Here is a 25,974-nt window from a genome sequence, read left to right as displayed (position 1 = left end):
GGACGACGTGCCTTTGTGCTTCCCGCCTATTGCCCCGGATTCCAAGAAATGAATGCTGAAGACTCCTTGAAACTTGCTCGCCGGTTTATCGGGCTGCCCCTGGAAAAACGCCAACTGTTCCTGCAAGCCTTGCAGAAAGAAGGCGTGGATTTTTCAAGGTTTCCGATTCCGGCAGGGGTGGAGGTGGAGGACCGCCAGGCGCTGTCCTACGCGCAGCAGCGCATGTGGTTTCTATGGCAGTTGGACCCGGCCAGCGGCGCCTACAATTTGCCCGGCGCAGTGCGCTTGAGGGGGGCGCTGAGCCTGCCAGCGCTGGAGCAAGCGTTCGCCAGCCTGGTGGCGCGTCACGAAACCTTGCGCACGGTGTTCCAGCGTCAGGCTGATGAGCGGCTGGCGCAGGTGGCGGTGGAGCCGTCGGTGACCGTCGAGCACTTGGACTTCACGGCCTTGGCCATCGACGCACGGGACCAGGCCGTCAACGCCGCCGCCACCCGTCAATCGCTGTTGCCGTTCGACCTGGAGCACGGGCCACTGCTGCGCGTGCAACTGCTCAAGCTTGCCGAGCAGGAACACGTGCTGCTGCTGACCCTGCACCACATCGTTTCCGACGGTTGGTCGATGAATGTGCTGATCGACGAGTTCATCCGCTGCTATGACGCCCATGAGCGCAACGAAGCGCCCCAACTGCCGGCGCTACCCATCCAGTACAGTGACTACGCCCTGTGGCAGCGCCGCTGGCTGGAAGCGGGCGAGCAGGCCCGCCAGTTGGAGTACTGGCAGGCTCGCCTGGGCGATGAACATCCGGTTCTGGAGCTGCCCACCGACCACCCGCGCCCGGCCATGCCCAGCTACCAAGGCACACGGCACAACTTCGCGATTGAGCCGGCACTGGCCGCGCAACTGCGCAGCTGCGCGCAAAAACACAACGTCACCCTGTTCATGCTGCTGCTCGGTGCCTTCAATGTGCTGTTGCACCGCTATACCGGCCAGGGCGACATTCGCGTCGGTGTGCCGATTGCCAATCGCAATCGCACCGAAGTCGAGGGGCTGATCGGTTTCTTCGTCAACACCCAGGTTTTGCGCACCGAACTGACCGGGCAAACGCGGGTTGCCGAGTTGCTGCAAGGTATCAAGGAACATGCCCTGGGCGCCCAGGCCCATCAGGAGTTGCCCTTCGAACGGCTGGTGGAAGCGCTGAAAATCGAGCGCAGCCTGAGCCACACGCCGCTGTTCCAGGTGATGTATAACCATCAGCCGGTAGTCGCCGACATCGCCTCAGTCAGCACTGCATCGGGGCTGGAATTGGCCCTGGTGGAATGGCAAGGCCGCACCACCCAGTTCGACCTGACCCTGGACACCTATGAAAAGTCCGGCACCCTGCATGCCGCGCTGACCTACGCCAATGACTTGTTCGATACGCCCACCATCGAGCGCATGGCCCGGCATTGGATCAGCCTGTTGCAAGCCATGGTGCTCGATGGCGAACAGCGCATTGGCGAATTGCCCATGCTTGACGCGGCTGAACAGCAACGGCTGGTCCACACCTGGAACCAGACCGCCGAGGCGTACCCGACCGAGCGCGGGATTCATCACCTGATCGAAGACCAGGCGCGGCGCAGCCCCGATGCACCGGCACTGGTGTTCGGTACCACAACCTTGACCTACGCCCAGCTGGATGCGCGCGCCAACCAGTTGGCCCATGCCCTGGGCGAGCAGGGCGTGGGGCCCGACTTGCTGGTAGGTATCTGCATCGAGCGCTCCATCGAAATGGTGGTTGGCCTGCTGGCGATTCTCAAGGCCGGTGGGGCCTACGTGCCCCTCGACCCTGAGTACCCCCGGGAACGCCTGGCCTACATGATCGAAGACAGCGGCATACAACTGCTGCTCAGCCAGCAGAGCTTGCTGGCGTCGCTGCCCGTCGCCGGTATCCAGGTAATTGCCCTGGACCAGCCGGCGCTATGGCTCGACGGCTACAGCAGCGAATCGCCGAACGTGGCCTTGCATACCCTGAACCTGGCCTACGTGATCTACACCTCGGGCTCCACCGGCAAGCCCAAAGGCGCCGGCAATAGCCATCGCGCCTTGGTCAACCGCTTGAGCTGGATGCAGCAGGCGTATGGCCTGGGTGCCAATGACGCGGTGTTGCAGAAAACCCCGTTCAGCTTTGACGTGTCGGTGTGGGAGTTCTTCTGGCCGCTGATGACCGGCGCCCGCCTGGTGGTCGCGGCGCCTGGCGAACACCGTGAGCCGGCGCGCCTGATTGACACCATTGGCCGACACGCCATCACCACCTTGCACTTCGTGCCGTCGATGTTGCAGGCGTTTATCCATGAGCCGGGCGTACAGGCGTGCGCAAGCCTCACGCGCATTGTGTGCAGCGGCGAAGCCTTGCCCCTGGATGCGCAACAGCAAGTGTTCGCCAAGTTGCCCGCTGCGGCGCTGTACAACCTCTATGGCCCGACCGAGGCGGCCATCGACGTCACGCACTGGACCTGCATTGACGAAGGCGCCGACAGCGTGCCCATCGGCCGCCCCATCGCCAACCTCGGCACCTACGTGCTTGACGCGCAACTCAACCCGGTGCCGGCCGGCGTCAGTGGCGAACTCTACCTGGGCGGCGTCGGCCTGGCGCGCAGTTACCATCGGCGCCCGGCGTTGACCGCCGAACGTTTTGTGCCCAGCCCGTTCGTGACGGGCGAACGCCTGTATCGCACCGGTGACCGCGTGCGCCAGCGTGCCGATGGGGTAATCGAATACCTTGGCCGTCTCGATCATCAGGTCAAGTTGCGCGGCTTGCGTATCGAGCTGGGTGAAATCGAAGCACGCCTGATGCAGCATCCACACGTGCGCGAAGCCGTGGTACTGGTACAGGGCGGCAAGCAGTTGGTCGCCTATCTTGTACACGCAGGCGAGGCGCCAACGGACCTCAAGGAATGGTTGCTCAGCAGCTTGCCGGAATACATGGTGCCGACGCATTTCATTGCGCTGCCCAAGCTGCCGGTGACCGCCAACGGCAAGCTCGACCGCAAGGCGTTGCCACTGCCGGATGCGGCATTGCAACAGGCATTTGTCGCCCCCCAAAGCGACCTGCAAACAGCCCTGGCTGCCATCTGGAGCGACGTGCTGGGCGTTGAGCAGGTCGGCCAGGACGATAACTTCTTCGAGCTGGGCGGCGATTCGATCATCTCTATCCAGGTGGTCAGCCGCGCCCGTCAGGCCGGCATTCGCCTGAGCCCGCGTGACCTGTTCCAGTACCAGAGCATCCGCAGTCTGGCTCTGGTGGCGCGCTTCGAGCAGGTCAGCCTGATCGACCAGGGCCCGGTCAGTGGCGAGGTGATGCTGACGCCCGTGCAACACAGTTTTTTCGACCAGCCGATCCCGGCGCGGCATCACTGGAATCAATCTTTGTTGCTGGTGCCCGGCGAGGCGCTTGAGCCTGCCCGGTTGGAGGCCGCGCTGGCGCGGTTGATCCAGCATCACGACGCTTTGCGCCTGCGCTTTGTGCAGCAGGCTGACGGCTGGCAGCAGAGCCATGCCGCCTATGTCAGCGAACCGCTGTTGTGGCAATGCCAGGCCAGCACCGACGCCGAACTGGCGGCGCTGTGTGATCAAGCCCAGCGCAGCCTTGACCTTGCCCAAGGCCCGATGCTGCGCGCCGCGTTGGTGAGTATGGCCGATGGCAGCCAGCGTGTGCTGTTGGTGATCCATCACTTGGTGGTGGATGGCGTGTCCTGGCGCATCCTGCTTGAAGACCTGCAACAGGCCTACCGGGAACAGGTGCTGCCGGCAAAAACCAGTGCCTACCAGCGCTGGGCGCAACAGTTGCACCGCCACGCGCAGACCGTCGAGGAGCAACTGCCTTACTGGCAAGCCCAATCCATCGACGCCGAGCTGCCGTGTGATCACCCCGAAGGCGGCCTGCAAAACCGCCTGGGCGCCAAGCTGGAAACACGCCTCGACGTCGAGCACACCCGCCGACTGCTGCAAGACGCGCCAGCGGCCTATCGCACCCAGGTCAACGACCTGCTGTTGACCGCCTTGGCGCGGGTGATCAGCCGCTGGAGCGAGCAACCTGCTGCGCTTATCCAATTGGAAGGTCACGGCCGTGAAGACCTCTTCGACGACATCGACCTGAGCCGCACCGTCGGTTGGTTCACCAGCCTGTACCCGGTGCGCCTGCACGCCGAAGGCGAGTTGCCCGAGGCGATCAAGGCGGTGAAGGAACAACTGCGCGCCGTGCCCGACAAAGGCCTGGGCTACGGCCTGCTGCGCTACCTGGGCGCGCCACACGCGCAGGAAAGCCTGGCGAACCTTACCGCGCCGCGCATCACCTTCAACTACCTGGGCCAGTTCGACCGTCAGTTCAACGAGTCGGCACTGTTTGTGCCGGCCAGTCAGGGCAGTGGCCAGGCCCAGGATCCAGAGGCACCGCTGGCCAACTGGCTGACACTGGAAGGTCAGGTGTATGGCGGCGAGCTGTCATTGCAATGGGGGTTCAGCCGGGAGATGTTCGAGGCGGCAACTGTTCAAGGTCTGGCGGACGAGTACGCAGCCGAACTCAGGGCGCTGATCGAGCATTGCTGTGCCACGCCGGCAGGCCAGGTGAGCCCGTCGGATTTCCCGCTGGCACGCCTCACCCAGCAGCAACTGGATGCCTTGCCCGTGGCCGGGCCGGCGATTGCCGACCTTTATCCGCTGTCGCCGATGCAGCAAGGCATGCTGTTCCACACCCTGTTGGAACCCGAGGCCCAGGCCTACATCAACCAGTTGCGCCTGGACATCGAGGGCCTTGATTTGCTCGCCTTCGGGCGTGCCTGGCAGGCCGCACTGGACCGTCACGACATCCTGCGCGGCAGCTTCCATTGGCTGGGCCTGGACAGTGCTCACCAGATGATCCAGCGCCAGGTCGACCTGCAACTGCAAGTGATCGAAGACCCCGACGCCGATTTCGACACCCTGGCCCAAGCCGAACGCGAACGCGGTTTTGCGCTGAATGCCGCGCCGCTGTTTCGCCTGACGCTGGTGCGCGGTGCCGGTGCGGCCTGGCACTTTATTTTCACCAGCCATCACATCCTCATGGACGGCTGGAGTAACGCGCAGTTGCTCGGAGAAGTCATCGCTCACTATGCGGGGCAGGCAGTGCCGGCGCCGCTCGGGCAGTTCCGCGATTACCTCGCCTGGCTGCAACAACAATCCTCGGGCGAAGCGTTCTGGAAAAACGCCCTGGCGGCATTGCCGGCGCCGACCCTGCTGGCGCAAGCGCTGCGCACGCCGGTAGACGGGGTGGGCATGGCTGACCATCACGTGGCGCTGGAGAGCGACTTTACCCGCCGCCTCGGCGAGTTCGCACGCCAGCACAAAGTCACCCTCAATACTCTGTTGCAAGGGGCTTGGAGCCTATTGCTGCAACGCTACACCGGCCAGGACTGCGTCGCCTTCGGTGCCACCGTGGCCGGGCGTTCCGCACCGCTGCCGGGGATCGAGCAGCAACTGGGCCTGTTCATCAACACCTTGCCGATCATCAGCGCAGCCTCGCCAGCCCAGTCGGCCGCAACCTGGCTCAGCGAACTGCAAGCGCTCAACCTCAGCCTGCGCGACCATGAACATGTGCCGCTCTACGACATCCAGGGCTGGGCCGGCCAGCAAGGCGCGCTGTTCGACACCTTGCTGGTGTTCGAGAACTTCCCGGTCGCCGAGGCGCTCAAGCAAGGCGCGCCGGCCGGCCTGACCTTCGGTCGACTGCACAACCATGAGCGCACGCACTATCCATTGACCCTGGGCATCGAACTGGGCGCCAGCCTGCGCCTGGAATTCAGCTATGACCGTGCCCAGTTCAGCGAGGCGCAAGTGGCGCAGCTGAGCGCCAACTTGCAACACCTGCTGGCGCAATTGCTCGCAGATGCTCACATGCCGCTGGGCAACCTGCGCCTTCTCGATGTCCCTGCGCAACGGCAGATGCTCGCTCTGAGCCGCTCAGCCGCAGCGCCCCAGGCCAACGAACGCGTGCATCAGCGTATCGCAGCCCAGGCCGAGGCGACGCCAGACACCCTGGCTGTACAGGCTGGTGACGCCAGCTTGAGCTACGCCCAGTTGAACCAGCGCGCCAACCGCCTGGCCCATCGCCTGTTGGCGCTGGGTGTCGGCCCCGGCCAACGGGTGGGCCTGGCTTCGCGGCGTGGCCCGCAATTGATCGTCAGCCTGCTGGCAGTGCTCAAAAGCGGGGCGGCCTATGTACCGCTGGACCCTAAATATCCGGCGGAACGTTTGGCCTACATGCTCGCCGACAGCCGCCTGGACGTGCTGCTCAGCGAAACCGGCTTGCTCGCCGACTTGCCTTTGCCCCGCGGCCTGACTCGCATGGATTTCAGCGCCAGTGGCGACGAACTGACCGGCTACCCGACGACCAATCCGCCTAATCACGCGGCGGCGGCTGACCTGGCCTATGTGATCTACACCTCTGGCTCCACCGGCCAGCCCAAAGGCGTGGCCATCGACCATGCCGCCCTTGGCCAGTTCTGTGACAGCGCCACGCTGTACAGCCGACTGAGCGCCGAGGACCGCGTGTTGCAGTTTGCGACCTTCAGTTTCGATGGTTTTGTCGAACAGTGCTTCCCGCCCCTGTGTGCGGGCGCGGCGTTGATCATGCGTGGCGATGAACTCTGGGATGCCGGGCAACTGGCGCAAGAGATTGTCGAGCAGGGTGTGACCCTGGCCGATTTGCCCGCCGCCTACTGGTACCTGTTGGCGCAAGAGTGCGCCGAGCACCGTCGCTCCCTGGGCAAGCTGCGCCAGGTACATGTGGGGGGTGAAGCCATGTCAGTGGAGGGCGTGCGTGCGTGGTACGCCGCGGGCTTGGGCAATGTGCGCCTGGTCAACACCTACGGGCCGACCGAAGCCACGGTGGTCTCAAGCGTGCATGAGTGCCAATTGGCCGATGCCAACGATGCCTACGGCGTGCCAATCGGGCAGGCGATTGCCGGGCGCGGCCTGTATGTACTCGACAGCGGTTTCGAACTGTTGGCCACCGATGGCGTGGGCGAGCTGTGCATTGGTGCCGAGGTTGGCTTGGCGCAACGCTACTTCGACCGCCCGGCGCTGACCGCCGAGCGCTTCTTGCCGGACCCGTTTTCCGCCATGCCCGGTGCGCGGCTTTATCGCAGTGGCGACCTGGCCCGGTACAACCCGGCGGGTGCGCTGGAGTACGTCGGGCGTATCGACCATCAAGTGAAGATTCGTGGCCTGCGTATCGAAATGGGCGAAATCGAAGCCAGCCTGCAAGCCTTGCCCAACGTGCGAGAAGCCGCCGTGCTTGCGCAGCCGAGCGCGACCGGCGTGCAGTTGGTGGCGTACGTGGTGCCCGCCGAAGGCCAAGCGCTGGAGGCCCAGGCACTGGCGGCGCGCTTGCGCCAGACGTTGCCGGACTACATGGTGCCGGGCCATTGGGTGGTCCTCGATGCCTTGCCGTTGAACCACAACGGCAAGCTCGACCGCCGTGCGCTGCCCACACCCGACCTGAACCAGGCCAGCGCCGCCTACGTGGCGCCGCAAAGTCCATTGCAAATCCAGTTGGCGGCGATCTGGCAAGCAGTGTTGCAGGTCGAGCAGGTTGGCCTGGAAGATCACTTCTTCGAACGCGGCGGCCATTCCTTGCTGGCCACCCAAGTGATCTCCCGGGTGCGCCACGATCTCAAGCTGGAAGTGCCGTTGCGGGCCCTGTTCGAACAGCCGACGCTGGCCGCTTTCGCAGTGGCGTGCGCAGGCGTGCAGGCCGATACGGCGCCCGTGATGCAGGCGGTTAGCCGTGAGCAGCCGCTGGCGTTGTCCTTTGCCCAGGAGCGGCAGTGGTTTCTCTGGCAATTGGATCCCACCAGCGCGGCCTATCATGTGCCCAGCGCCTTGCACCTGCGCGGTGAACTCGACATCGCGGCGCTGGAGCGCGCCGTCGAAGCCCTGGTGCAGCGCCATGAACCACTGCGCACCACCTTCGTGGAGTCGGGCGAGCACACCGTGCAAGTCATCCACCCAAGCCTGGCAGTGCCGGTTGAACAACAAGAGGTCGACGCCGGCGCTATCGAGCAGGCTGTCACCGAAGAGATCCAGCGCCCGTTCGACCTGCGCAACGGCCCGCTGATGCGCGTCAAGTTGCTGATCGTCGCGCCTGATCACCATGTGCTGGTCATCACCCAGCACCACATCATCTCTGACGGCTGGTCGATGCAAGTGATGATCGACGAGTGGGTGGCGCTCTACCAAGGCGACGCAGGGTTGCCGGCCTTGCCGATCCAGTACGCCGACTACGCCCAGTGGCAGCGCGACTGGATGGCGGCTGGGGAACAACAACGCCAGCTCGATTACTGGTGCGCTAGTCTGGGGCACGAACATTCGTTGCTGGACCTGCCGCTGGACTATCCACGCCCCGCAGTGCAGAGCCATCGTGGCGCGCGCCGCCAGATTCATCTGGAGCGTGCGCTGCTGACTGAACTCAAGGCCCTGGCCCAGCGTCAGGACGTGACGCTGTTCATGCTGTTGCTGGCCTCGTTCCAGACCTTGCTGCACCGCTACAGCGGCCAGGCACAGGTGCGTGTCGGCGTACCGGTCGCCAACCGTAATCGCTTCGAAACCGAGCGACTGCTGGGCTTTTTCGTCAACACCCAGGTGCTGCAAGCTGACGTGCACGGGCAGATGCCGTTCGACCAGTTGCTGGCCCAGGTCAAGCAACGTGCCCTGGAAGCGCAGGCCCATCAGGACCTGCCGTTCGAGCAGCTCGTGCAAGTGTTGCAGCCCGAGCGCAGCCTGAGCCATAACCCGCTGTTCCAGGTGATGTTCAACCATCAGGACAGCCTGCGTTCAGCCCCGGTGCAATTGCCCGGCCTGGCTTTGCAGCCAGTGGATTGGGCCGGTCACAGCACGCAATTCGACCTGAACCTGGAAACCGAGGAATCGGTGGACGGTCTCTGGGCCTCGCTGACTTACGCCACGGATCTGTTTGACGCGGCGACCGTGGAACGCCTGGCCGAGCATTGGCAAAACCTGCTGCGCGCAGTCCTGCAGGATGCCTCGGTGGCCTTGGACGACCTGGCGATGCTCAGCCCGTCGCAATGGCAGCACATGGTGCACGACTGGAACCGGAGCGACACCGACTACCCACGCGAACGCTGCGTACACCAGTTGTTTGAGGCCCAGGCCGCGGCGCAACCCGACGCCATCGTGCTGCACTTCAATGACGAGCACCTGAGCTACGGCGAACTCAACCGTCGCGCCAATCGGCTGGCCCATCGTCTGATCGACATGGGCGTCGGCCCGGACGTGCTGGTGGCAGTACACGTGGAGCGTTCCCTGGACATGGTGGTTGGCTTGCTCGCGACCCTCAAGGCCGGTGGCGCCTATGTGCCGCTCGACCCACAATTCCCTGCAGAGCGCCTGGCCTACATGCTTGAAGACAGCCGCGCCCAAGTACTGCTGACGCAACCGCACCTGCTGGGGCACCTGGCTCAGCCGCACGGCGTGCAGGTGCTGATGGTGGAGGAGGCCGGCACAGCGCAGCACAACCCCCAGGTTGCCGTGACACCGGAGCATCTGGCCTACGTGATCTACACCTCTGGCTCCACTGGCAAGCCCAAAGGGGTGATGGTTCGTCACAAGGCGCTGTGCAGCTTCACCAGCGGCATGGCCGGCACGTTGAGTATTGGCCAGGATGCGCGGCTGTTGTCGCTGACCACCTTCTCGTTCGACATCTTCGCCCTGGAGCTGTATGTGCCGCTGAGTGTCGGCGGTACCGTGTTGCTGAGCACCCAGGCAACGGCCCTCGACCCCGAGGCGATCCTCGATCTGGCTCAGCGTCAGGCGGCGAATGTGCTGCAAGCCACGCCCTCGACCTGGCGCATGTTGCTCGACAGCCCACGGGCTCATTCACTGCGTGGCATCGCCTGCCTGTGCGGTGGCGAAGCGCTGCCCGTCGATTTGGCCCAGCGCATGCTCGAACTGCAAGGCCCACTGTGGAACCTCTATGGCCCGACGGAAACCACCATCTGGTCGGCGGCTCATCGTTTGCACCAGGCATTGCCGTTCGTTGGACGGCCCATCGCCAATACCGGCTTGTTCATCCTCAATGCCGGTCTCACGCCATGCCCCCAAGGTGTGTCCGGTGAGCTGCTGATCGGCGGTGTCGGCTTGGCGCGGGGTTACCACGGGCAGCCGGCGCTGACCGCTGAGCGCTTCGTGCCCAACCCGTTTGGAGCTCCGGGCGAACGCCTGTACCGTACCGGTGACCTGGCACGCTATCGGGCCGACGGCCTGGTGGAATACATCGGCCGTGTCGACCACCAGGTCAAGGTCCGGGGTTTCCGTATCGAGCTGGGTGAAATCGAAGCCTGCCTGCGTGAGTACGACGGCGTACGCGAAGCCGTGGTGCTGGCCGATAACGACCGGCTGGTCGCTTACCTGGTCAGCGCCGCGCCGCAGGCGCCGCAGGTCTATAAAACCGCGCTGCGCGAGCGCTTGCCGGACTACATGGTGCCCGCGCAGTGGCTGTTCCTCGACAGCCTGCCGCTGACCCCCAACGGCAAGCTCGACCGCAAGGCATTGCCCAAACCGGATGTCAGCCTCTCGCTCAAGGGCCATGTAGCGCCCGTCACCCCGCGCGAGCAGCAGGTGGCGGCGATCTGGGCCGAGGTACTGGAGTTGCCCCAAGTGGGCCTCGACGATCATTTCTTCGAGTTGGGCGGGCATTCATTGCTGGCCACGCGGGTGGTGTCACGGGTGCGTCAGGCCCTGGCGCTGGAAGTCCCACTCAAGGCCTTGTTCGAACAGCCGCTACTGGGTGATTTCGTGCGGGCCTTGGGCGAGGAGGGCGTCACCGCGCCGGCGTTGATCAAGGCAGACCGCACGCAGCCTCTGCCGCTATCTTATGCCCAAGAGCGCCAGTGGTTCCTCTGGCAACTGGACCCGGCCGGCGCCGCGTATCACATCCCCAGCGCCTTGCGTTTGCAGGGGCCGTTGGACCTGACCGCGCTGCAAGAGAGCTTTGATAGCTTGCTGGCTCGCCATGAAAGCCTGCGCACGTATTTCCGTCAGGACGCCACTGGCGCGGTTCAAGTCATTGACGCCCAGGGCCGGGTCGATATCGAGCAGGTCGACAGCGACTATGCCGGCCTCAAGGCGCGGGTCGCGCAGGTGGTCGCCCAGCCTTTCGACCTGCTGCGTGGGCCGCTGCTGCGGGCCACCTTGCTGCGCCTGGCCGAGGACGACCACGTGCTGGTGCTGGTGCAGCATCACATCGTTTCTGACGGTTGGTCGATGCAGTTGATGGTCGAGGAGTTGGTGCAGGCGTATGCCGCTAACAGCCAAGGCCAGGACGTGCAATTGCCGGCGCTGCCGATCCAGTACGCCGATTATGCCGTGTGGCAGCGCGGTTGGATGGAGGCGGGGGAGCAGGCGCGTCAACTGGCCTACTGGCGCGAGCAGTTGAGCGGCGAGCAACCGGTGCTGGAGTTGCCGTTCGACCAGCCGCGCCCGGCACAGCCAAGCCATCGTGGCGCACGCTTGGGTATCGAGTTGCATCCGGAGTTGTTGGGCAGTTTGCGCGCACTGGCGCAGCACGCTGGCGTCACGCTGCCGATGCTGCTGCTGGCGTCTTACCAGGCGTTGCTGCATCGCTACAGCGGCCAGGAAGATGTGCGCGTAGGCGTGCCGATTGCCAACCGCAACCGCTTGGAAACCGAGGGGTTGATCGGCTTCTTCGTCAACACCCAAGTGCTCAAGGCCGATATCCACGGGCAAATGAGCACCGAGCAACTGCTGCACCAGGTGCGTCAGCGTTCCCTGGAGGCCCAGGCTCACCAGGACCTGCCGTTCGAACAGCTTGTGCAGGCATTGCAACCGGAGCGCAGCCTTAGCCTGAGCCCGTTGTTCCAAGTGTTGTTCAACCACCGTGTGAGCGCTGCCGACAGCCATCTGCATCGCCTGGCCGACCTGCACGTCGAAGTCCTGGATCTGGACGAAGGCGTGGCCCAGTTCGACCTGGCGCTGGATGTGGAAGAAAGCCAGACGGCCCTGCGTGCCTCCCTGAGTTATGCCACCGATCTGTTCGCCGTGGCGACCATCGAGCGCATGGCCGGGCATTGGCAGAACCTCTTGCGCGCAATGGTGATCGACCCACAGCAACCCATCAGCCAATTGAGCTTGCTGGGCGAGGATGAGCAACAGCAGATTCTTAAGCTGTGGAACCAGACCGACGCCGGTTTTTCAGCCGCGCGCCTGGTGCATGAATTGGTCGGCGATCGCGCCCGGAAAACCCCGGACGCAGTGGCGGTTAAATTCGACGTGCAAACCCTGACTTACGGTGAACTGGATCGCCAGGCCAACCGCCTGGCCCGTGCCCTGATCGCCCGTGGCGTCGGCGCGGAAGTGCAGGTGGCCATCGCCATGCCGCGCAGTGCCGAGATCATGGTGGCGTTCCTGGCGGTGATGAAAGCCGGTGGTGTGTATGTGCCGCTGGATATCGAATACCCACGTGATCGCCTGCTGTACATGATGCAAGACAGCCGTGCGCAACTGCTGCTGACTCACAGCCGGGCGTTGCAGCAACTGCCAGTCCCCGAGGGCCTGGATACCCTGGCGATTGATCGCACCGAAGAGTGGGCCGGTTACAGCCATACGGCACCGGATGTGGCGCTGGACGGCGACAACCTCGCCTACGTGATCTACACCTCCGGCTCCACCGGTTTGCCCAAGGGCGTGGCGGTGTCACACGGCCCGCTGGTGGCGCATATCATCGCCACTGGCGAGCGCTATGAAACCTCACCGGCCGATTGCGAACTGCACTTCATGTCCTTCGCCTTCGACGGTTCCCACGAAGGCTGGATGCACCCGCTGATCAACGGCGCCAGCGTGTTGATCCGTGATGACAGCCTGTGGCTGCCGGAATACACCTACGAGCAGATGCATCGCCACGACGTGACCATGGCGGTGTTCCCACCGGTGTACCTGCAACAGTTGGCCGAGCATGCCGAGCGCGATGGCAACCCACCGGCGGTGCGGGTGTATTGCTTCGGTGGTGATGCCGTTGCTCAAGCCAGCTATGACCTGGCTTGGCGAGCGCTGAAACCCAAGTACTTGTTCAACGGCTATGGCCCGACGGAAACCGTGGTCACACCGCTGTTGTGGAAGGCCCGTAAAGGTGATCCCTGCGGCGCTGTCTACGCGCCCATCGGTACCTTGCTGGGCAACCGCAGCGGTTATGTCTTGGATGCGCAACTGAACCTGCAACCCATCGGCGTAGCCGGCGAGTTGTACCTGGGCGGCGAGGGTGTGGCCCGGGGCTATCTGGAGCGTCCGGCGTTAACCGCCGAACGCTTCGTGCCGGACCCGTTCGGCAAGCCCGGCAGTCGCGTGTATCGCAGCGGCGACCTGACCCGCGGTCGTCCGGATGGCGTAGTGGATTACCTGGGGCGTGTGGACCATCAGGTGAAGATCCGTGGTTTCCGTATCGAACTGGGGGAAATCGAAGCGCGCTTGCGTGAGCAAGCCAGTGTCGGTGAAACCGTGGTGGTCGCCCAGGAGGGGCCGACCGGCAAACAACTGGTGGCCTATGTGGTACCGGCCGACGCCAGCCTGGCCGACCAGGTTGAGTTCCGTGACGCCCTGCGTCGTGCCCTGAAAGCCGACCTGCCGGACTACATGGTGCCCAGCCACTTCGTATTCCTGGCGCAGATGCCGCTGACCCCCAACGGCAAGCTCGACCGCAAAGGCCTGCCGGTGCCGGATGCGAGCCAGATGCAGCAGCAGTACCTGGCCCCGCAAACCGAGCTTGAGCAGCAGATCGCCACGATCTGGGCCGACATTCTGCACCTGCCGCAAGTGGGCCTGAACGACAACTTCTTTGATGTCGGTGGCCACTCCTTGCTGGCGATCCAGATTACCTCGCGGGTGCAGGCCGAGCTCGGCCTGGACGTACCGTTGATGGAACTGTTCCAGACTGAATCGCTGCGCGCCTACGTGCAGGCCGCAGCCACTTTCCGCGCCGGCAGCGTGGAAGATTTTGATGACCTTCGTGACTTTTTGAGCGAACTAGAGGCGATTTGAACCATGCTTTCCAACCCTAATATCGACCTGGTGTCGCGCTTTCTTCGCTTGCCTCTGGAGCAGCGCCAGCAGTTTTACCAGCGCCTGCAAAGCCGGGGCATGAGTTTCGCTCAACTGCCGATTGCTCCCACCCGCCACGACAGCGACACACCGACGTTGTCTTACGCCCAGGAACGCCAGTGGTTCCTCTGGCAACTGGACAAGGACAGCACCGCCTACCACATCCCTGGCGCCCTGCGTTTGCACGGGCACTTGGACCTGGCAGCGTTGCAACGCAGTTTCGACAGCCTGCTGGCCCGGCATGAAAGCTTGCGCACGCAATTGGTCGAGGACGATGAACGTCTGTGGCAGTCAGTGATGCCGCAGGCGCGGTTGCAGATCCAGCAGGCGCACGTCGACCAAGCGCAGTTGATGGCGCGGGTGGAAGAGGAGGTGGCGCGGCCGTTCGATTTGCACCAGGCGCCGTTGTTGCGTGTGACGCTGTTGCAACTGGCCGAGGATGAGCATGTGCTGGTGATGGTGCAGCACCACATCGTCTCCGATGGCTGGTCGATGCAGGTGATGGTGGAGGAACTGGTGCAGCTCTACGCCGCCCATAGCCAGGGCCATGACCTGCAACTCCCGGAACTGCCGATCCAGTACGCCGACTACGCGCTGTGGCAACGCGGCTGGATGGAAGCCGGGGAACAGGCGCGCCAACTCGCGTATTGGCAGGCCCTGCTGGGCGGCGAGCAACCGGTGCTGGAATTGCCGCTGGACCGCCCGCGCCCGGCGCAGCAAAGCCATCGCGGTGCAAGCCTGCAGGTGCATCTGCAACCGACGTTGGTGGCGGGCCTCAAGCGCCTGGCGCAGCAAGAGGGCGTGACCGCGTTCATGCTACTGCTGGCGTCGTTCCAAGCCCTGTTGTATCGCTATAGCGGGCAGTCGGACATTCGTATTGGCGTGCCGAATGCCAACCGAAACCGCGTCGAAACCGAGCGGCTGATCGGCTTCTTCGTCAATACACAGGTGCTCAAGGCTGACCTCGACGGGCAGATGAGCTTTGCCGAACTGCTGCAACAAACCAAGCGTCGCGCCCTGGAGGCCCAGGCCCATCAGGACCTGCCGTTCGAACAACTGGTGGTGGCGTTGCAGCCCGAGCGCAGCTTGAGCCATAACCCGTTGTTCCAGGTGATGTTCAACCACCAGACCGAGGCCCAGGGCGGCCGCGAAGGCCAGCAGTTACCGGGCCTGCGTGTGGTGGAACTGGATTGGGACAGCCAGACCACCCATTTTGACCTGAGCCTGGACACCCATGAATCCGCCGACGGGCTTTGGGCCGCGCTGACCTACGCCACCGACCTGTTCGATGCCGCCACCATCGAGCGCTTGGCGCAACATTGGCAGCACCTGCTGCAGGCGGTGGTGAGTGCGCCCCGCAGCCGCCTCTGCGAGCTGCCGATGGTGAGCGCCGCTGAGCAACACAGGATGCTCCAGGACTGGAACACCCCGGCTGGTGTCACCCCCTTTGAGGCTGTACACCGGCTGTTTGAAGCCCAGGCTGATCAGCAGCCGGAACGTCAGGCCCTGGCCCTGGATGAGCAGTCCCTCAGCTATGGGGAACTGAACCGTCAGGCCAACCGGCTGGCGCATTACCTGCTGGCCCAGGGCGTCGGCCCCCAAGGGCTGGTGGGGATCGCCGTGGAGCGCTCCTTTGCCATGGTGGTCAGCTTGCTCGCGGTGCTCAAGACAGGAGCGGCCTATGTGCCGCTGGACCCTGAGTACCCCCGCGAACGCCTGGCGCATATGCTTGAGGACAGTGGTGTGGGCCTGGTGTTGACCCAATCCCACCTGCATGGGCGTCTGCCGTTGCCGGCCCGGGTGCTGGCGGTGGACATCGACCGGGTCCAGGCGCAGTTGGCGTTGTGTGCCGACAGTAATTTACCGGTTGATGTCGAGCCCCAGAGCCTGGCGTATGTGATCTACACCTCCGGCTCCACCGGCAAGCCCAAGGGGGTTGCCATCAGCCAGGCTGCACTGAGTGAGTTTGCTGGCATCGCGGCGGATTACTCGCAGCTGGTTGCCCAGGACCGAGTGCTGCAGTTTGCCACCTTGAACTTCGACGGTTTCGTCGAGCAGCTATATCCAGCCCTGACCCTCGGCGCCACCGTGGTACTGCGTGGCCCGCAGTTATGGGACGGTGCCGAGCTGTATCGGCAGATCATCGCCCAGGGCATTACCCTGGCCGACTTACCCACGGCCTACTGGAAGCTGTTCCTGCAAGATTGCCTGGCAGCAGGCCCAAGGACTTATGGTGCTTTGCGCCAGATCCATATCGGCGGCGAAGCCATGCCGTTGGACGGCCCACTATTGTGGCAGCGCGCCGGGCTCGGCCATGTGCGCTTGCTCAATACCTACGGGCCTACCGAGGCCACCGTGGTTTCCAGCGTGCTGGACTGCACTGACCCGAGCGCCGTCGGCGCCGGCGGTGCCAGCCCCATTGGCCGGGCGCTGCCAGGGCGTGGCCTGTATGTGCTGGACCGTGACCTGAACCTGCTACCGCTGGGCGCCGTGGGTGAACTCTATATCGCCAGCGCCAATGGCTTGGCCCGTGCGTATTTGCAACGGCCAGGCCTGACCGCCGAGCGCTTTGTCGCTGATCCGTTCAGCCCATCCGGCGAGCGCCTGTACCGCACCGGCGACCTGGCGCGTTATCGCGCCGATGGTGTGGTGGAATATGTCGGGCGGGTCGATCACCAGGTCAAGGTCCGTGGTTTTCGCATAGAACTGGGTGAGATCGAAACCGTGCTGCTGGCCCAAGACAGCGTGCGTGAAGCGCTGTTGCTGGCTGCCGACAACCAACTGCTGGCCTACCTGGTGCCTGCGCAGACGCTGTCTGAAACCGAGCGCGCCGAGGTGAGTGAACAGTTGATGGCCACCTTGCGCGACCACCTGCCGGACTACATGGTGCCGGCGCACCTGATCTTCCTCGAGCGCATGCCGCTCAACCCCAACGGCAAGCTGGATCGCCAGGCGCTGCCCAAGCCAGATGCCAGCGTGGAACAACAGGATTGGCGAGCGCCGGTCACCCCGTTGCAACAGCAGGTGGCGGCGATCTGGGCGGCTATTCTGGGGGCCGAACGGGTGGGCTTGAACCAGCACTTCTTCGAACTGGGAGGGCATTCCCTGTTAGCGATGCAGGTGGTGTCACGCATCCGCCAGACCCTGAGCCTGGAAGTGTCGCTCAAAGCCGTGTTCGAACACCCGCGGCTGGAGGCGTTTGTCGCGGCCTTGCAAACCCAGGAGAGCCTATTGCCAACGGCGCCGGCCCTACTGCCGGCGGGGCGCGTGCAGCCGTTGCCACTGTCTTACGCTCAGGAACGACAATGGTTTCTCTGGCAACTGGAACCCCACAGCGCGGCGTATCACATTCCCAGCGCGCTGCGCCTGAAAGGGCAATTGGACCTGGCTGCGTTGCAACGCAGTTTCGATAGCTTGCTGGCGCGTCATGAAAGTCTGCGCACCCATATCCGCCAGGATCACGACGGCGCGGTGCAAGTGATTGAGCCGCCAATGTCCTTGCCGATCACCCAGGCCGATACCGATGAAGCCCAGCTCAAAGCCAGGGTGCAAGCGCTGATCGCCCAGCCGTTCGACCTGCAAGAAGGCCCGTTGCTGCGCGTCACGCTGTTGCGCCTGGCCGCCGACGAGCATGTGTTGGTGTTGGTGCAACATCACATCGTCTCCGATGGTTGGTCGATGCAGTTGGTGGTCGAGGAACTGGTGCAGTTGTATGCCGGTTACAGCCAGGGCCAGGACGTGCAGTTGCCGGCGCTGCCGATCCAGTATGCCGACTATGCCGTATGGCAGCGCAGCTGGATGGACGCCGGTGAGAAGCAACGTCAACTGGCCTACTGGCGTGAACTGTTGGGCGGTGAGCAGAGCGTGCTGGAGTTGCCGTTCGATCACCAGCGCCCGGCTGTGCAGAGCCACCGCGGCGCGCGCCTGGCGTTCGAGCTGGCGCCCGAACTCACCCAGGGGCTCAAGGCTTTGGCCCAACAGCAGGGCGTGACCCTGTTCATGTTGTTGCTGGCATCGTTCCAGACTTTGTTGCACCGCTACAGCGGCCAGGAAGAAATACGTGTCGGCGTGCCGATTGCCAACCGCAATCGCAGCGAGACCGAGCGCTTGATTGGTTTCTTCGTCAACACTCAGGTGCTCAAGGCGGATGTGCATGGGCAGATGAGTGTCGAGCAGTTGCTGCAGCACGTTCGGCAACGCGCCCTGCAAGCCCAGGCCCACCAGGATTTGCCGTTCGAACAACTGGTGGAAGCCCTGCAACCTGAGCGTAGCCTGAGCCACAACCCGCTGTTCCAAGTCATGTTCAATCATCAGACTGACGTCGGCCAGGCTCAGGTTCAGCATCAACTGCCAGGGCTGCGGGTAGAAGGCCTGGACTGGGACAGCAAGACCGCACATTTCGACCTGGACCTGGATATTCAGGAGTCCACCGAAGGTATATGGGCCACCTTGGGTTATGCCCAGGACCTGTTCGAAGCCAGCACCGTGCAACGCATGGCGCGTCACTGGCAGAACCTGCTGCAAGGTATGGTCGCCAACCCACGACAGCAGCTCAGCCAGTTAAGCTTGCTGGACGCGACCGAGCAACAACAGATCCTGCAATTGTGGAACCGCACGGAGTCTGGCTTTTCGGCCGAGCGCCTGGTGCATCAACTGTTTGCCGATCGCGCCCGGGCAAACCCGACGGCGGTGGCGGTGAAGTTCGACGCGCAAACCCTGAGCTACGGCGAGCTGGATCGCCAGGCCAACCGCCTGGCCCATGCCCTGATCGCCCGTGGCGTCGGCCCGGAAGTGCGGGTGGCCATCGCCATGCCGCGCAGTGCCGAAATCATGGTGGCGTTCCTGGCGGTGATGAAAGCCGGCGGTGTGTATGTGCCGCTGGATATCGAATACCCACGTGATCGCCTTCTGTACATGATGCAAGACAGCCGCTCGAAATTGCTGTTGACCCATTCGGCCGTGCAACACCGGTTGCCGATCCCGGACGGCCTCGACGCCTTGGCGGTGGATCAGGTGCAAGCGTGGGCGGATTACAGCGATACGGCCCCGACTGTGGCGCTGGACGGCGACAACCTCGCCTACGTGATCTACACCTCCGGCTCCACCGGTTTGCCCAAGGGCGTGGCGGTGTCACACGGCCCGCTGGTGGCGCATATCATCGCCACTGGCGAGCGCTATGAAACCTCCCCGGCCGATTGCGAACTGCACTTCATGTCCTTCGCCTTCGACGGTTCCCACGAAGGCTGGATGCACCCGCTGATCAACGGCGCCAGCGTGTTGATCCGTGATGACAGCCTGTGGCTGCCGGAATACACCTATGAGCAGATGCATCGTCACAACGTGACCATGGCGGTGTTCCCACCGGTGTACCTGCAACAGTTGGCCGAACATGCCGAGCGCGACGGCAACCCACCGGCGGTGCGGGTGTATTGCTTCGGTGGTGATGCCGTTGCTCAAGCCAGCTATGACCTGGCTTGGCGAGCGCTGAAACCCAAGTACTTGTTCAACGGCTATGGCCCGACGGAAACCGTGGTCACACCGCTGTTGTGGAAGGCCCGTAAAGGTGATCCCTGCGGCGCTGTCTACGCGCCCATCGGTACCTTGCTGGGCAACCGCAGCGGTTATGTCTTGGATGCGCAACTGAACCTGCAACCTATCGGCGTAGCCGGCGAGTTGTACCTGGGCGGCGAGGGTGTGGCCCGGGGCTATCTGGAGCGTCCGGCGTTAACCGCCGAACGCTTCGTGCCGGACCCGTTCGGCAAGCCCGGCAGTCGCGTGTATCGCAGCGGCGACCTGACCCGCGGGCGTCCGGATGGCGTGGTGGATTACCTGGGGCGTGTCGACCATCAGGTGAAGATTCGCGGTTTCCGTATCGAACTGGGGGAAATCGAAGCGCGTTTGCGTGAGCAAGCCAGTGTCGGTGAAACCGTAGTGGTCGCCCAGGAGGGGCCGACCGGCAAACAACTGGTGGCCTATGTCGTACCACTGGACCCGACGCTCCTGGGTGATGCTGTCGCTCAATCAAACGGTCGCGAAACCTTGCGGCGCGCCTTGAAAACCCGCTTGCCGGACTACATGGTGCCGACGCACTTGATGTTCCTCGAGCGTATGCCACTGACCCCTAACGGCAAACTCGACCGCAAGGGCTTGCCGCTGCCGGATGTGAGCCAGATGCAGCAGGTGTATGTGGCGCCCGAGAGCGAGTTGGAGCAGAAGATCGCCGCGATCTGGTCCGATGTGCTACGCCTGCCACAGGTGGGCCTGCATGATAATTTCTTCGAACTGGGCGGCGATTCGATCATTTCGATTCAACTGGTCAGCCGCGCCCGCCAGGCCGGTGTGCGTTTCACGCCCAAGGAGTTGTTCCAGCATCAGACCGTGCAGAGCCTGGCGACGGTCGCGAGGGAAGGCGACGGTGTGGTGCAGATGGATCAGTCGCCGCTGACTGGCGATTTGCTGCTGTTGCCAGTGCAACACAGTTTTTTTGCCGATGAGATTCCCCAGCGTCATCACTGGAACCAATCTGCGGTGCTGCAACCGCACCAGCCGTTGCAGGTACCGCTGTTGTTGGCCGCACTGCAGGCGTTGATCGTGCATCACGATGCCTTGCGCAGCACCTTTGTCGAGGGCGCACAGGGCTGGAGCGCGGCCTACCGTGGTCCGGATCAGCACCAGGCTGAACAAGTGCTATGGCAAACCACATTGAACAGCGTCGAAGAACTTGAAGCCTTGGGCGAAGAGGCCCAGCGCAGCCTCGACCTGGGCGCGGGCCCGTTATTGCGTGCGGTGTTGGCGCAGTTGGCCGACGGTTCACAGCGCTTGTTGCTGGTGATCCATCACTTGGTGGTGGACGGTGTGTCGTGGCGCATCCTGCTTGAAGACTTGCAAAGCACGTATCAGCAACTGGCCCAAGGCGCCCCTGTGACGCTGCCAGCCAAGACCAGCGCCACCCGCGCCTGGGCTGCTCGCCTGCAGACCTACGCCAACAGCCCGGCGTTACAACACGAGCTGGTTTGGTGGCAGACGCAATTGCAGGGCAGCCCGGTCGGCTTGCCGGGCGCCGATCCACAGGCGAGCCTGAGCAACCAACTGGCCCTGAGTGTGAGCACACACCTGGATGCCACCTATACTCGGCGCTTGCTGCACGACGCGCCGAGTGCCTATCGCACCCAGATCAATGACCTGCTGTTGACTGCCCTGGCGCGAGTTATTACGCGCTGGAGCGGCGAGGCTTCGACGTTGATCCGGCTTGAAGGTCATGGCCGCGAAGATCTGTTCGATGACATCGATCTGACTCGCACTGTCGGTTGGTTCACCAGCCTTTACCCCGTGCAACTGGTACCGGCCGATTCCCTGGCTGCTTCCCTCAAGCGCATCAAGGAGCAGCTGCGAGCCGTACCCGACAAGGGCCTGGGGTTCGGTGCCCTGCGTTACCTGGGTAATGCCGCAACGCAACAGGCGTTGGCTGCCTTGCCGCAGCCACGTATCACCTTCAACTATCTGGGGCAGTTCGATGCCAGCTTCGACAGCGGCGAACAGCCAGGACTGTTCACGCCGACCGCTGATGCCAGCGGTGCCGAGCAAAGCCCGCAGGCACCTTTGGGCAACTGGCTGGAAATCAACGGTCAGGTCTATGGTGGCGAGCTGAAGTTGAACTGGAGTTTCAGCCAGGCGATGTTCGGTGAAGCAACCGTCAAATGCTTGGCCGACGACTATGCCTTGGAACTCAAGGCTCTGATTGATCATTGTTGTGAGTCGGCGCATCAGGGCGTGACGCCGTCGGACTTCCCGTTGGCGCGGTTGTCTCAGGACCAGTTGGATGGCTTGGCACTGAACGTGGCTGAGGTCGAAGACCTGTACCCATTGTCACCCATGCAGCAAGGCATGCTGTTCCAATCGCTGTACGGCGAAGGTTCGGGTGACTACATCAACCAGATGCGCATTGATGTGCAGGGCCTGGATGTGGCGCGCTTCCACCAGGCCTGGCAGGTGGCGGTGCAACGCCACGAGATCCTGCGTAGCGGTTTTGTCTGGCAGGCGGAGCTTGAACAGCCTTTGCAGGTGGTCTACAAGCAGGTGCGCCTGCCGTTTATGGCGTTGGATTGGCAGACCCGTAAGGACTGCAACCAGGCCCTGGATGAGCTGGCCGAGTCGGCACGCACCCAGGGTTTTGTCCTGGAGCAGGCACCGCTGTTGAGCTTGACGCTAGTACGCACGGGGGCGACGAGCTACCACCTGATCTACACCAATCACCATATTTTGATGGATGGCTGGAGTGGTTCGCAGCTGTTCGGCGAGGTGTTGCAACAGTATGCCGGTGAGCCGCTGCCAGCGCCGACCGGGCGGTACCGCGACTACATCGCCTGGCTGCAGGCACAGGACAAAGCCGTCAGCCAGGCGTTCTGGCAGGCGCAACTGGTCAACTTGCGGGCGCCCACGCGCCTGGCCGGTGCCGTAGAGACTGAGGTGGATGCGGTCCAGGCGGTCAATGGCGAGCATCGCTTGAGCCTGGATGCTGCGCAAACCGAACACCTCAAAGCCTTCGCCCAACGTCACAAGGTGACCCTCAATACCCTGGTGCAAGGCGCCTGGTTGTTGCTGTTGCATCACCACACCGGGCAAGCCACCGTAGCATTCGGCGCCACGGTAGCAGGGCGTCCGGCGGAACTGCGTGGGATTGAACAGCAGGTCGGCTTGTTCATTAACACGCTGCCGGTGGTGGCGACGCCGGATGCGCAAATGTCGGTCAGCCATTGGCTGGAGCAACTTCAGCAACAGAACGTTGGCTTGCGTGAGCATGAACACACGCCGCTGTTCGAGATCCAGCGTTGGGCCGGGCTGGGTGGAGAAGCGCTGTTCGACAGTATCCTGGTGTTCGAGAACTACCCGGTGTCTGAGGCGCTGGAGCAGGGCGCACCGTCGGGGCTGCGTTTTGGCGCAGTGCACAGCCTGGAACAGACCCACTATCCATTGACCGTGTTGTTGGCTATAGGCCAGACACTGGGCTTGGAGTTCAACTACTCCCGCCAGGCTTTCAGCGGCGCGCATATCCAGCGCTTGGCCGAGCACTTCCAGCAGTTGCTGCTGGCCCTGGCCAGTGACGGCAGTCAACGCCTTGGCGCGTTGCCCTCAGTGGCGCAGGCCGAGCGGCAGTGGGTATTGCATGATTGGAATGCGACTGCGGTGGATTACCCGCTGGATCAAGCGGTCCACACACTGATCGAGGCTCAGGCGCTGCGTACACCGGATGCACCTGCCTTGATTTTCGCGGGGCAAGCCTTGAGTTACAGCGCGTTGAACGCCCGGGCCAATCGCCTGGCACATCGCTTGATGATGGCCGGGGTTGGCCCGGATGTGCTGGTGGGGCTGGCGGCAGAGCGCTCGGTGGAGATGGTGGTTGGCCTGTTGGCGGTGCTCAAGGCCGGTGGCGCTTATGTGCCGCTGGACCCTGAGTATCCTCGTGATCGCCTGGCCTACATGCTGCAGGACAGTGGTGTGCAACTGCTGTTGACCCAGGCTCATCTACTGGCGCAACTGCCGGTTCCCGCCGGTGTACAAACCCTGGTGCTGGAATGTGGCGATACCTGGCTGGAAACCTTCAGCAGCCACAACCCGAATATCCCGGTGCACGGCGAAAGCCTTGCCTATGTGATCTACACCTCCGGCTCCACCGGTCAGCCCAAGGGCGCTGGCAACCGCCATATCGCGCTGACCAACCGCCTGTGCTGGATGCAACAGGCATATGGGCTCACGCCGCACGACAGCGTGTTGCAGAAAACTCCGTTCAGCTTTGACGTGTCGGTGTGGGAGTTTTTCTGGCCGCTGATGACCGGCGCGCGTCTGGTAGTGGCGGCACCGGGCGATCATCGTGATCCAGCCAGGCTGGTACGGCTGATCAACGAGCAACAGGTCACCACGTTGCATTTCGTGCCTTCCATGTTGCAAGCGTTCTTGCAAGACGCGGCGGTTACTTCATGCCAGAGCCTGCAACACATCGTTTGCAGTGGGGAGGCGTTGCCTGCGGATGCCCAGCAACAGGTGTTCGTCAAATTGCCCCGCGCCGGCTTGTACAACCTGTACGGCCCTACCGAAGCCGCTATCGACGTAACCCATTGGACCTGTGTCGAGGAAGGTCGCGACGCCGTGCCCATTGGCCGACCCATTGCCAACCTGGGCTGCTACGTGCTGGACGACAACCTGGAACCTGCGCCAGTGGGTGTGCTGGGCGAACTGTATTTGAGCGGTATTGGCTTGGCGCGGGGTTATCACCGCCGTGCGGCACTTACCGCCGAGCGGTTTGTGACCGACCCGTTCGGCAGCGGCACGCGTCTGTATCGCACCGGTGACCTGGCGCGTTATCGCGACGATGGCGTGATTGAATATGCCGGGCGCATCGATCACCAGGTCAAACTGCGCGGCCTGCGCATAGAGTTGGGCGAAATCGAAGCGCGCCTGCTGGAGCTCGACAATGTCCGCGAAGCCGCGGTGCTGGCGGTGGACGGTACCCACCTGGTGGGTTACCTGGTGCTGCAACAGCCCCTTGAAGAGTGGAAGGCAGGGGTGGTTGCACACCTGGCCGAGCAGTTGCCCGACTACATGGTCCCGGCGCAGTGGGTGGTACTGGCGCAGATGCCGTTGAGCCCGAACGGCAAGCTGGACCGTAAGGCGTTGCCCAAGCCAGAGGCTCACGGTGCCGCGCAATACCAGGCGCCCGTTAGCGAGATCGAGCAGCAAATCGCAGCGGTCTGGAGCGAGGTGCTGGAGGTGGAGCGCGTAGGGCTCAACGACAACTTCTTCGAGCTCGGTGGCCATTCATTGCGAGTGCTGATGCTCAAGGAGCGAATTCGCAAGGTCAGCGGCGTGAACCTGTCTGTCAGCCAACTGATGCTTAACCCTACTGTGGCGGGACAGGTCAAATGCCTGCAGGGCAATAGCCGGTCTTCGTTGATCGTCAAGCTCAACCAGCAGACGCAAGGCACGCCGTTGTTCCTGTTCCACCCAAGCTTCGGCTCGGTGCATTGCTACACCGCGATTGCCCTGGCCTTGCGCGAGCAGCGCCCGGTGTTCGGGGTCATGTGTCGTGCCTTGGCCGAAGAGGGCGCCACGGTGCCGCAATGGCAGGTAATGGTCGAGGACTACACCGCGCAATTGTTAGTGGCCCAACCCCAAGGCGCGTTCCGCGTGGGTGGCTGGTCATTGGGCGGCAACCTGGCGATGGAGGTAGCCTACGGCCTGGAGCAAGCCGGCCGAGAAGTGGAGTTTGTCGGCTGGATCGACGCTGCTCCGCCGCAATGGGTCAAACCCTATTGGGACGCAGTGGTGGTCGAGGACGCTCGCGAGATCTCAGCCAATGAGCGCCGCGCAGCGTTGCTGGGGGTTATGTTTCCTGAGTTCGCCGAGTCCATCCAACACGCCTGGCAGCAATGCCAACGGGATAGCGAGGATGAAACGGGACAATGGCTGGAATTTGTGAACTGGGCTGAACAGTCTTTGGGCGAAGCCTTCACGGTGATCAAGGATGAATTACTGCGTGGCAATGAGGCGCAGATTTCCTGGGACGTTGACCGGGCACTCAGTGAGCGTTTGCTGCAAGCTGACTTCAAGCCGATCAAGGCGCCCGTCACTTGTTGGTGGGCTTCCATGAGCCGGGCAGGGCGCTTCAAGGACCTGATCGAGCAGCAAATGGCAACGGTGATCAGCCAAGGGCGCATCGAGCGCTCAGTGATGATTGAGACCGATCATGACGGCATTATCGACAGCGCGGTGTTTATCAGCAGTTTGGTAGAGGCGTTGAGGTAAGCCGCCGCTCAATCACAAAAACCCGGATCCAGT

Annotated in this window: 2 protein-coding genes; both read left to right on the top strand. The window is 63.2% G+C overall.

The annotated features are described in order from the left end of the window. Window positions 1–48 precede the first annotated feature (48 nt). Window positions 49–14,082, top strand: a complete 14,034-nt coding sequence (locus JJD66_RS12265) for a non-ribosomal peptide synthase/polyketide synthase (protein ID WP_200648256.1) — start codon at window positions 49–51, stop codon at window positions 14,080–14,082. Window positions 14,083–14,085: 3 nt separating this feature from the next. Continuing rightward, complete coding sequence (locus JJD66_RS12260; protein WP_200648255.1) at window positions 14,086–25,941, top strand: non-ribosomal peptide synthetase; 11,856 nt, start codon at window positions 14,086–14,088, stop codon at window positions 25,939–25,941. The last annotated feature ends 33 nt before the right edge of the window (window positions 25,942–25,974 follow it).

It is taken from the genome of Pseudomonas sp. MF6751 (genome assembly GCF_016613265.1).
In the GTDB taxonomy this organism is placed as follows: domain Bacteria; phylum Pseudomonadota; class Gammaproteobacteria; order Pseudomonadales; family Pseudomonadaceae; genus Aquipseudomonas; species Aquipseudomonas fluorescens_BV.
Note: the sequence above shows the minus strand (reverse complement) of the source record. Positions and strands in the feature narration are given on the sequence as shown.

Bases quoted from the DNA above. Each gene is read 5' to 3' on its own strand.
- JJD66_RS12265 (WP_200648256.1), top strand. From the start codon at position 49: ATGAATGCTGAAGACTCCTTGAAACTTGCTCGCCGGTTTATCGGGCTG.
- JJD66_RS12260 (WP_200648255.1), top strand. From the start codon at position 14,086: ATGCTTTCCAACCCTAATATCGACCTGGTGTCGCGCTTTCTTCGCTTG.